This is a genomic window from Streptomyces sp. NPDC059900 (genome assembly GCF_050270335.1).
In the GTDB taxonomy this organism is placed as follows: Bacteria; Actinomycetota; Actinomycetes; order Streptomycetales; family Streptomycetaceae; genus Streptomyces.
In genome coordinates, this window is sequence record NZ_JBNNJZ010000381.1 from 1 (window position 1) to 7999 (window position 7999).

The 7999-nt window shown below is 68.9% G+C and carries 7 protein-coding genes; 3 read left to right on the forward strand and 4 right to left on the reverse strand.

Annotated elements, in window-relative coordinates; all coding sequences use genetic code 11:
- The first annotated feature begins 48 nt into the window (after positions 1-48).
- Entirely contained in the window at positions 49-510 is a 462-nt protein-coding gene (locus ACQKIP_RS33190; RefSeq protein ID WP_365865131.1) for a universal stress protein, read from the forward strand.
- Positions 511-656: 146 nt separating this feature from the next.
- Positions 657-2081, forward strand: coding sequence for an amino acid permease (locus tag ACQKIP_RS33195; protein ID WP_365865130.1), 1425 nt, complete (start codon positions 657-659; stop codon positions 2079-2081).
- An 8-nt stretch (positions 2082-2089) separates the two neighbouring features.
- On the opposite strand, the gene ACQKIP_RS33200 is transcribed toward ACQKIP_RS33195, so the two are convergent.
- The 4 genes from ACQKIP_RS33200 to ACQKIP_RS33215 all read right to left on the reverse strand — a co-directional run bounded on the left by ACQKIP_RS33200 (position 2090) and on the right by ACQKIP_RS33215 (position 6987).
- Positions 2090-3721, reverse strand: a complete 1632-nt coding sequence (locus ACQKIP_RS33200; protein ID WP_365865128.1) for an extracellular solute-binding protein — start codon at positions 3719-3721, stop codon at positions 2090-2092.
- A 44-nt stretch (positions 3722-3765) separates the two neighbouring features.
- The gene (locus tag ACQKIP_RS33205; RefSeq protein WP_365865126.1) at positions 3766-4689 is read right to left on the reverse strand and encodes a carbohydrate ABC transporter permease; all 924 of its coding nucleotides are present in this window, start codon (positions 4687-4689) and stop codon (positions 3766-3768) included.
- A complete protein-coding gene (locus ACQKIP_RS33210; RefSeq protein WP_365865124.1) occupies positions 4686-5699 on the reverse strand; it encodes an ABC transporter permease in 1014 nt (337 codons plus the stop codon). Before ACQKIP_RS33210 ends, ACQKIP_RS33205 begins: the two co-directional genes overlap by 4 nt.
- 142 nt (positions 5700-5841) lie before the next feature.
- Positions 5842-6987 carry an ROK family protein gene (locus tag ACQKIP_RS33215; protein WP_427745003.1) on the reverse strand — a complete coding sequence of 382 codons (1146 nt, stop codon included), beginning with the start codon at positions 6985-6987 and terminating at the stop codon, positions 5842-5844.
- Between the two features lie 148 nt (positions 6988-7135).
- Between ACQKIP_RS33215 and ACQKIP_RS33220 the strand changes: the two genes are divergently transcribed.
- Positions 7136-7987, forward strand: coding sequence for a glycoside hydrolase domain-containing protein (locus ACQKIP_RS33220; RefSeq protein WP_427745004.1), 852 nt, complete (start codon positions 7136-7138; stop codon positions 7985-7987).
- Positions 7988-7999 lie beyond the last annotated feature (12 nt).

A 7999-nucleotide genomic window follows, 5' to 3' on the forward strand; every position in this document is an offset into this window, starting at 1 on the left:
CGCCTGCCCGCAACGGAGGCGGCTTCCCGGCTCCGATAGCCTCTCGGCGTGACTGAAGACCACTCCCACCAGTTCGAACGCGGTACCGACGGCCCCAAGGTGATCGTCGTCGGTGTCGACGGGTCCGAATCGTCGCTCCGGGCCGCGGCCTACGCCGGAGGCCTGGCGCGGCGGCAGCACGCACTGCTCGCCGTCGTCTACGTCCAGCCCGTGATGGCCGCGGGCGCCGCACTCGGCGCCCCGGTGGCCGACACGACCGACGAGATCGCCGAGTCACTGATCACCGAGATCAGAGACGCGGCCGAGCGGGTGAAGGACATATTCGACGTGCGCTGGGAGTTCCACACCTTCCGCGGCGACCCCTACAGCGGGCTGGTCACCGCGGCCGACGACCTCAAGGCCGACGCCGTGGTCGTCGGCGCGTCCGAGCAGGCAGGGCACCGCATCGTCGGCTCCGTCGCGGTACGCCTGGTCAAGGCGGGCCGCTGGCCCGTCACCGTGGTGCCGTAACCCGCAGCCGTGCTGCCGTGCCGCGCAGCGGCCAGACTGCTGAACCCGCACCCGCACCAGAGGTGTGGCGTCTTCCGTCATGCGCACGCCCGGGCCATCATGATCCGCCATCAGCCGACTGCCGTCTGCGAACAAGGGTGGAGCTCATGGCCGGACTCCGGATGGGGCAGGGCGTTCTGCGCCGCAAGCCCATCGAGCACATCGACGAGACCGAAAGCGGCGCGGGTGGCGGGCTCTCCCGCTCGCTCGGCCTCTGGCAGCTCACCGCGATCGGCGTCGGCGGCATCATCGGCGCCGGCATCTTCACCCTCGCCGGGACGGTGGCCAACGGCACGGCCGGACCCGCCGTCCTCATCTCCTTCCTCATCGCCGGAATCGCGAGCGCGGCGGCGGCCTTCTCGTACGCCGAGTTCGCGGGCCTGATCCCGAAGGCGGGATCGGCGTACACCTACGGGTACGTGGTCCTCGGCGAGCTGGTGGGCTGGTTCATCGGCTGGGACCTGCTCCTGGAGTACACGGCGATCGTGGCGGTGGTCGCGATCGGCATCTCGGGCTACTTCAACTTCCTCCTGAACGACATGGGCGCGCAGCTGCCGAACTGGATGCTGGGCGCGCCCGGCACCGGCGACGGCCACAAGGTCGACCTGTTCGCCGCGGCCCTGTGCCTGCTCATCGCCTACCTGCTGACCCTCGGCATCAAGAACGCGGCCCGCTTCGAGATGATCGTCGTCGTGCTGAAGGTCATCGTCGTGCTCGTGGTGATCGCGGTCGGGTTCTTCCACATCAACACCGGCAACTACAAGCCGTTCTTCCCCTTCGGTGTCAGCGGGGCGTTCACCGGCGCGGCCACGGTCTTCTTCGCGGTCTTCGGCTACGACGCCATGAGCACCGCCGCCGAGGAGTCCAAGGACGCGCAGCGCCACATGCCCAAGGCGATCCTCTACTCGCTGGCGATCTCGATGGTCCTGTACGTCCTGGCCTGCCTCGTCCTCACCGGCATGCAGAGCTACAAGGACATCGACCCGGAGAGCGGCTTCTCCACCGCGTTCAAGTCGGTGGGCCTGGGCGGTCTCGCCGATGTCATCGCCATCGGCGCGATCATCGGCATCCTCACCGTGATGTTCACCTTCATGCTCGGCGTCACCCGCGTCTGGTTCAGCATGTCGCGCGACGGGCTGCTGCCGAAGTGGTTCGCCAAGACGCACAAGACCCGGCATGTGCCGACGCGCGTGACGTGGATCGTCGGGTTCGCGTCGGCCGCCATCGCCGGGTTCCTGCCGATCGGCGAGGCGGCCGAGCTGACCAACATCGGCATCCTGCTGGCCTTCGTCGTGGTGTGCGTCGCGGTGATCGTGCTGCGCTACAAGCAGCCCGGCCTGCCGCGTTCGTTCCGCTGCCCGGGCATGCCGGTGGTGCCCGCGATCGGGGTCGTCTTCTCCATCTGGCTGATCACGTTCCTCCAGTGGCAGACATGGGTGCGGTTCGCGGTGTGGTTCGCGGCCGGCCTCGTCGTGTACTTCGCGTACTCGTACCGGAAGTCGGAACTGGCGAAGGCCGGCCGCGGGCGCTAGCGGGGCGCTCAGGCGCTCTGCTCGATGGACTTCTGGTATTCCCGCGCCATCTGCTCAAGGCCCTTGTTCCGCCACTCCGCCCAGAACGGCTTCCACTCGCTCAGCTTCTTGCGGCCGCCCACGATGTCGTTGACGAGGTCCTTCGCCTCCGTCGACATGCGGCCGTAGTGCTGGGTGTACGCGTCCGAGTAGTGGCCGACCGTCGGGTTCTGGACGGCGTTCTCGATGAGCTTCTGCTCGGCGGCGTAGACGTCCTTGACGTCCCGGGCCCGTTCGGTGCCCGGGAACGTCGAGGCGACGAGCGCGAAGGGCGAGGTGGTGGCCGTGGTCAGACCGCTGAAGAGGCCTTCGACCTGCTTCTTTCCCGTCTTAGAGCGCTCCGGGAAGCCGTTCTTGTCGTACGTGAAGTCCTCGCCCTCGGTACCGAATTCGAGGAACTCGCGCTCGGTGGTGCCAAACGGCGCGGCCAGGTAGTTGAGCACGCCGAGCAGCATGCGCACCCGCTTCTCGTCGCCCTTCTTGATGGCCGTGTAGCCGATCGTGCCGAGGTGGTAGTGGTGCTTGGGCTTCTTGCCGCCCGCCCCGAACGGGATCAGGATCTCGGCGGCGATGCCGGGGTCCTGGACGCGGATGTCCTTGCGCGCGTTGAACGGGTTGGCGAAGACGACCGCGCCGATCGATCCCTGCGCCAGCTTGGTGTTCGCGTCCGCCATGTTGGGGTTGCCGGGGTAGAAGACCCCGGCCTGCTTCAGCTTGAGGACGAAGTTCAGCGCTTCGGTGTACTCGTCGGTCTCCTGCCACCAGGTGAGCGAGCCGTCCTTGTTCTGCCGCCACTTGTTGGGGGCGCCGAAACACTGGCTCAGCACGCTGGCCGCGTTGACGTAGATCGGTTCGAGGGCCCAGACCTTGCCGCCGGTGACCTCCTTGCACTTGGCGAGGAACTCCTCGGGGTCGGCGGCCGAGAGACCGTCGGCCTTCTCCCAGACCTCCGGGTTTCCGCCGTAGACCTGGCCCACGGCCGGGTACGGGCTGGGCGCGCCCCAGATCTTGCCGTTGACCACCGCCGTCTTCCAGTGCGCGGGGGTCATCGCGGCCAGGTTCGGATAGTCCTTCACCGCGTCACCGGACACGTACTGCGTGATGTCCGCGCACTTGGCCTCGAGGAGTTCGGCGATGTGCTGGATGCCCTGGTTCGGGGGTATCCACAGGAGGTCGGGCAGGTCGCCGCCCGCGATGACGGCGGAGAACTTCTCCTCGTAGCCGGGGTCGGTGCCCAGGATCGCTTCCAGGTCGACGCCGAGTTCCTTGTTCACCTTCTTCCAGTGGGCGTTGGAGCCCGCAGGGGCAGGCGGCTGCGTCCAGATCTCGGTGAGCACCGTGATCTTCGAACCGTCGCCGGGGGCCTTCGGGACGCTGCGCACCAGGTCCTTGGGGTAGGACAGGAAGCCCGCCGACAAGCCCTTCGCGTTGGGCGGCAGATCGGGCTTGACCTTGCCGAAGGGGACGTACGAAGGCAGCTTCACCTTCGCCGATGCCGCCTCTCCGGTCTTCTTGGTGCCGGAGCCGCAGCCCGTCAGCGAGGTGGCGGCCGCGCCCGCCGCGACGGCGGTGGAGAGGCTGAGGAAGGTACGTCGGGACATGCCGGTCATGGGAATCTCCGCAAAGGGGGTGAGGGACAAGGAGCTCAGCCCTTGATGGCGCCGGTGAGCACGCCCTTGGTGAAGTACTTCTGGAGGAAGGGAAAGAGCAGCAGGATCGGGATGAGCGCGATCATGACGACCGCCATGGAGATCGACTGCTGGGGCGGCATGTGGCTGACGCCGAGCTGGTCGCCCGAGATGGACTTGCCCTGGACGACGTACGTGCGCAGGACCAGCTGGATGGGCCACTTGCCCGAGTCGTTGAGGTAGAGCATCGCGTTGAAGAAGGCGTTCCAGTACGTCACCGCGTAGAAGAGCCCGACGACGGCGACGACGCCCTTGGAGAGCGGCATCACGATGCGGGTCAGGATCCGCCAGTCGCCCGCGCCGTCGATCCGCGCCGCCTGGTAGAGCTCCTCGGGGATGTTCATGAAGAACGCCCGCAGGACCACGAGATTGAAGGCGTTGATCATGACGGGCAGGATCAACGACCAGTAGGAGTCGAGGAGTCCGAGCTCCTTGACCACCACGTACATCGGCACCATGCCCGGCACGAAGAGCAGCGTGAAGAGCACGAGAAGCAGGATCGGCTTGCTGCCGGGCACGCCGCGCTTGCTCAGCGCGTAGGCGAGCGCGATCGTCGTCAGGAGCGAGAGCGCCGTGCCGACGAGTGTGATCAGGACGCTGACGACGACGGCGCGCGAGACGATGCCTCCGGAGAGGATCGTGCGGTACGCCTCCAGGGTCGGGTCCGTGGGGAAGAGCACGAAGCCGCCCGCCTCGGTGATCTCCTCGCGGGAGGCCAGGCTGGTGGAGAGGACCGTGAGGAAGGGCAGGATCATCACGGCGCAGACGACGGTGATGACGACGGCCTTGGCGGTCGAACCGATCTTCGTCGGCGGCTCTTCCCAGGCGGGCCGCTCCTCGCGGGTGCGCGGCGTGCGCAGGGGGAATCCGAAGCTGCTCATTTGCTGTACACCCCGTGCTCTCCGAAGGCGTGGGCGATCTTGTTGGCGCCGTAGATCATCAGGGCCCCTACGACGCCCTTGACCAGGCCCGCGGCGGCGCCGACGCCCCAGTCGCCGTAGACGACGCCGTGGTAGTAGATGTACGTGTCGAGGACTTCCGACGCGCGGGCCCCGACGGCGTCGCGCTGGAGCAGGAACTGCTCGAAGCCGACGGACAGGACGTCGCCGAGGCGCAGCACGAGCAGCATGATCGTGACGCCGCGCACCGCGGGCAGGGTGACGTGCCACATGCGGCGCCAGCGTCCCGCTCCGTCGACGGCGGCCGACTCGTACAGGCTCTGGTCGACGCTCGCGAGCGCCGCCAGGTAGATGATCATGCCCCAGCCGATGTCCTTCCAGATCACCTGCCCGGTGATGAGCAGGGAGAAGGTGTCGGGGTCGGTCATCACGTCCAGGGCCGACATGCCGTGGTCACGCAGGTAGTTGCTGACGAGGCCCGCACCGCCGAGTACTTGCTGGAAGAGCGCGACGACCAGGACCCAGGAGATGAAGTGCGGCAGGTACACCACGCTCTGCACGAACTTCTTGACGCGCGGGCTGACCAGGCTGTTGATGAGCAGCGCGAGGGCCAGCGGGGCCGGGAAGAAGAAGATCAGCTGGAGCGCGGCGAACGCCAGGGTGTTGCGCACGGCCTCCCAGAACGCCGGGTCGGCGAAGAGCTCCTGGAAGTTGGCGAGGCCGACGAGGGGGCTGTCCTTGAAGCCGATGAAGGGCTGGTAGTCCTGGAAGGCGATGACGTTGCCGAGCATCGGCACGTAGAAGAAGAACAGGAAGAACAGCAGGCCAGGGGCCATGAGGGCGAGCATCACCCAGTTGTTGCGCAGTCGCACGCGCAGCGGGACGCGGTGGTGGCGCGGCGGCCCTGAGGACTTCGGATCTGTCTTCGGATCCGACCCGGACGGTGGCGGCGACGCGGCTCGTGGCCTGCGTTGCGTTGCTGGGGATGTCACACGTACTCCCTGGCCTGGCGGCACGACGGAACAGAAAACGGCAGCCGACAGCCGTGACGGCCGTCGAGAGCCGGCCAATTAAGAAGCCAACTTGCCGAAAGAGAGCCACATCATCGAAGCGCGGCTCCCGCCCGTCAACCACTTACCGGTCCTGGAGAGTTGGACTTTTCTGCGCGGCGTGATCGATGTGTTCCAGTGCGAGGCGAGCTGCCCCGATTGCGGTGGATTCCTCGCCGAGTACGGAGGTTTGGACCGTCGGCCGGTAGGGGCAGAGCGCGCCGAGCCGCTCCGCGAACGGCTCGCTGAGCAGGGCGCCCGCACGGGAGATGCCGCCGCCGAGCACCACGGTCTGCGGGTCGAGTACGGCGACGTGCCGGGCCAGGGAGTCGGCGAGCGCCTCGGCGAAGGCGCGCAGGGTGTATTTCGCCCCGCCGTCGCCGGCCGCCGCGGCGGTCACCACGGCGCGGGCCGCGTTCTCGCGGGTGGGCCTGTCCGCGCCCTGGTGTCCGGCATACCAGTCGAGAAGCCGCTGGTAGCAGCGCTGCCAGCCGTCCCCCGCGACCATCTCCCCCGCCGCGCCGCGATGCCCGCGGTGCAGCTCGCCGCGCAGCCACAGGCCGATGCCGAGGCGGTTGCCGACGTACAGGTACACGCAGTCGTCGGCGCCCACCGACACGCCCCCGGTGCACTGGGCGAGGGTCGCGAGCTGGATGTCGTTGCCGACGACGACCGGGCCGTGGCCCGCGTCGGCCAGTTCGCGGGTCAGGTCCAGGCCCGTCCACTGGGGCAGCGAGTCGCTCTCCACCACCCGGCCCGCGGCGTCCACCATGCCGCTGGTGCCGACCCCGGCCGCCAGCGGGCGCACGTCCGCCGCGGCGGGCTGGGCCAGGCAGCCCGCGATCGCCTCGCGGACGGCGTCCAGGCGCCCTTGCGCGGACAGTTCGGGCGTGACGGCGACGCGCTGGGTGGCCACGGTGCGCCCGAGCAGATCGGCGGCGTGCACCAGGATCTTGTGCGCGCCGATGTCCACGCCGAGGACGTGCGCGGCCTCGGCCCGGAACCGGAATCTGCGGGCCGGCCTGCCCACGCTGCCGCTGCCCGGCGTCAGCTCCACCAGGCGTCCCTCGCGAAGCAGCTGGGCCGTGAGGTCCTGGGCCGTGGGGCGCGAAACGCCGATGAGCGTGGCCAGTTCGGGCACGGTGATCTCGTCCCGCTGGCGCAGCACGCGCAGGGCGGCGGCCGCGTTGAGGCGCCGCAGCAGCGACGGGTCCCCACTCGCGGGGCTCATGGGTTCCTTCTTCATGGACTCCCCTCCCGGTCTCCCCGGTCTCGCCGATTCAAGGCGTCCCCCTTGACAGCGCGATCGGTTGATCTCCAGGGTGACCCGGAGCGATTGAGAAACTTACCTAATAAATAGCGCCCTTGGGGGAGCACAGATGGGTGAGACGGGTCATCCGGAGCTGGCATGCGGAATCGGCTCCTGGGACAGCGACGTCTACGGTAACCACCGGATTCTCGTACGAGCCGACACCTCGGACACCACGGCCCCGGCCGTGGCCGCCGAACTGCCCTGGCGGCGCCAGGATCCCGACCCCGCCTCGGTGGACGTGATCGTGGTCGGACCATCCGGGGAACGCGTGCGCAACACCGTGACCGTGCAGGTCACGGACGAGGCCGGGCGCATCGCCTTCGAACCGGCGGACGGCCCCGGCACCTACGCCGTGCACTACCTCCCGTACGCGCACACGGGCAAGCCCTACTATCCGCAGGCCGCCTACCGGCCCCCGACACGGACCGCGGACCCCGGCTGGGTGCACCGCTGCGGCCTGCACGCCGCCACCGGCTGGGAGAAGCTGCCGCGCGCCGAGGCCTTCTGCTACCAGGCGGCCAGTGCCGTCGACTCCTTCGCGCCGCTGGGCTTCGCGGCCACGGCGGACGAGTGCATGCGGCTGCGGCGGGCCCACTCGGACGAGCGGTTCCTCCTCTTCGGCGAGGACCGCGCCCACCCGCTGGGCCGCTATGCACGGCTGCCCGCGCGCTGGGCGCGGGCCACCCCCTTCGCACCGCTGGACGTCACGGCGGAGCGCGGGGAGTTCTACGCGGTGCAGGTCGGCGTGTACGCCCTCCAGGAGCTCACGGACATCCGCGCCGAGGCCCGCGGGCTGCCCTTCCCCGTACGGTGCGTCAGCACCGGCGGCATCGACGCGCGCGGCCGGACCTTCGAGCGGCGCGTGTCGGTCGGCGCGGGGTGTGCGGGCGCCCTGAGTGTGTGGGTGGAGGAGCCATAGGATGCACGGCCC